Here is a 2,234-nt window from a genome sequence, read left to right on the forward strand (position 1 = left end):
GTGGCGGTCTCAGCGCTGCCTGGGGTGGCGCCGAAAAAATCGTGCAGGTACGCCGGGCGGCAGCGCATATCAATCACGTTCATGCGGTGGCCTCGTCCTTGGCCGATGTATGGCCAGCCCGCACGTCGAACGCGCCGCCGGTGAGTACTTGGTCGCGGACCGTGACAGGCTGTTTGCCCAACAGCGGGAACACCAGTTCGGCAAAGCGGAAAGCCTCTTCCAGGTGCGGGTAGCCGGACAGTACAAAACGGTCTACGCCGAGGTCGGCATATTCCTGCAGACGCTTGGCGACGGTCTGAGGGTCGCCCACCAGCGCCGTACCGGCGCCTCCGCGCACGAGGCCGACACCGGCCCACAGGTTGGGCGAGACCTCGAGCTTGTCGCGCTGTCCACCATGCAGGGCGGCCATGCGGCGCTGGCCTTCGGAGTCCATCTTGGCGTAGTTCTCTTGGGCGTCGGCGATCACATCGTCGTCGAGGTGGCTGATCAGTTCTTCGGCCGCGGCCCAGGCCTGCTCGTTGGTTTCACGCACGATCACATGAAGGCGCACACCGAAATGCACCGTCCGCCCATATTTTTTCGCGCGCTCGCGCACATCGGCGATTTTCGCGGCCACGGCCGCCGGCGGTTCGCCCCAGGTCAGGTAGGCGTCGACCTGTTGCGCCGCCAGCTCATGGGCGGCAGGGGACGACCCGCCAAAATACAGGGGCGGGTGCGGTTGCTGCACGGGTTTGAAGAAGTTCTGCGCGCCTTCGACGCGCACATGCTTGCCGGTGAAATCCACCACCTCGCCACTGAGCAAGCGCCGCCAAACGCTCAGGAACTCGCCAGCGGCTTCGTAGCGTTGATCGTGGTCGAGGAAAATACCGTCGGCGGCCAACTCGGTGGCATCTCCGCCGGGTACGACGTTGAGCAGCAGGCGGCCGTTGCTGGCCTGGTCCAGTGTGGCCGCCTGACGGGCCGACGCCGTGGGGTTGCCCAGCGAAGTGCGCAGCGCCACCAGCAACTTCAGGCGATGGGTGACCGGTACCAGGCTGGCGGCGGTAATCCACGGGTCCAGGCAACTGCTGCCGGTGGGAATCAACACCCCGTCATAGCCCAGGCTCTCGGCGGCGACCGCGATTTGCTGCATGTATTTGTTGGTGGCCGGGCGGCCGCTGTCGGATCGGCCCAGATAACGGGTGTCGCCGGAGGTGGGCAGAAACCAAAAAATATCAAGACTCATCAACATGCTCCTCGCTGCAAAAATAAGAAGCCCGCTGCCTTGGGTAAGGTAAGACGGCAGCAGGTTGTGCAACGCAGGGCCGGCACGGCTCTATAAAGGCGCTTGTTGGAACAAGTCTGTGGCTGTGGCCGATAGTTCCAAGAGAGCAAGCATCGTACCAATCCATCAACTTGTTGATTTATAAGGTAATGATTGGTTTTTGTGCGGCGATGAGTGTCGCTGGAAGAGGAGAAGTGTTGAAACGCTGTTGCCTGGCAAACAGTTGGGCGCAAAGAGAGAAGTGTTCGCTGGGCAACAGGCTTTAAGCAGGCTGTGCCGAATCAATACATGATTGTTTACGCAGACTGCATATAACTTGTTGATAAATAACGATTTAAATCTTGGCATGGAGACTGCAAAAGTGGCTGTATAGCACTCTGAAGGATAGTCCCCATGGCCCAGACACTGCCGCTGGCGTTGTTACAGCAAGCCCAAACCCGAGGTTCGGCGATAGCTCTGCGCTACAAACGCCTGGGCATTTGGCACGCCCGCAGTTGGAGCGAGTTGGCGCAGGAGGTCAGCCGTCTTGCGGCAGCGCTGCACCAGCGCGGGTTCGGTCGCCACGACGATTTACTGATCATCAGCCAGGCGCGTTCCGAAGCCTTGTTGCTGGCCCTGGCCGCGCAGTGGCTGGGCGGCAGCGTCACGTTGCTGGACCCCGAACGCGACAACCGCGCTTTGCTGGCCCGTCTGCGCCCGAGCTTCGTGCTGGCCGAAGCCCAGGATGCCGTGCAACAGGTCCGGCATGCCGATCTTCCACCCTGTGTATTGCTGTTCCTCGACGGGCGCGGTCTGAATGCCGGTGATGGGAAGGGGTTGAGCGCTTACGCCGATTTGTCCGCGGGCGTGGCGGCGGAACCGCCGGCCTGCGCCACTGACTCTGCAGCCGTCGCCTTCGTGTTCCATGCCGATACGCACGGGCCTTCCCTGCGGTTGAGCCATGCGCAGTTGCTCGGGGAACAGCAATACA

2 protein-coding genes are annotated in these 2,234 nt (G+C 61.9%); one reads left to right on the top strand and one right to left on the bottom strand.

What is annotated here, in order from left to right; genetic code table 11:
* Positions 1-79: 79 nt before the first annotated feature.
* Complete coding sequence (gene ssuD / locus L9Z73_RS29455; RefSeq protein WP_247408404.1) at positions 80-1,225, bottom strand: FMNH2-dependent alkanesulfonate monooxygenase; 1,146 nt, start codon at positions 1,223-1,225, stop codon at positions 80-82.
* Positions 1,226-1,657: 432 nt separating this feature from the next.
* On the opposite strand from ssuD, the gene L9Z73_RS29460 reads away from it, so the two are divergent.
* Positions 1,658-2,234: AMP-binding protein (locus L9Z73_RS29460; RefSeq protein ID WP_247408406.1), on the top strand; the 577-nt coding region annotated here is incomplete at its 3' end.

The sequence above is a fragment of the Pseudomonas emilianonis genome (genome assembly GCF_023072625.1).
Classification (GTDB): Bacteria; Pseudomonadota; Gammaproteobacteria; order Pseudomonadales; family Pseudomonadaceae; genus Aquipseudomonas; species Aquipseudomonas paraveronii.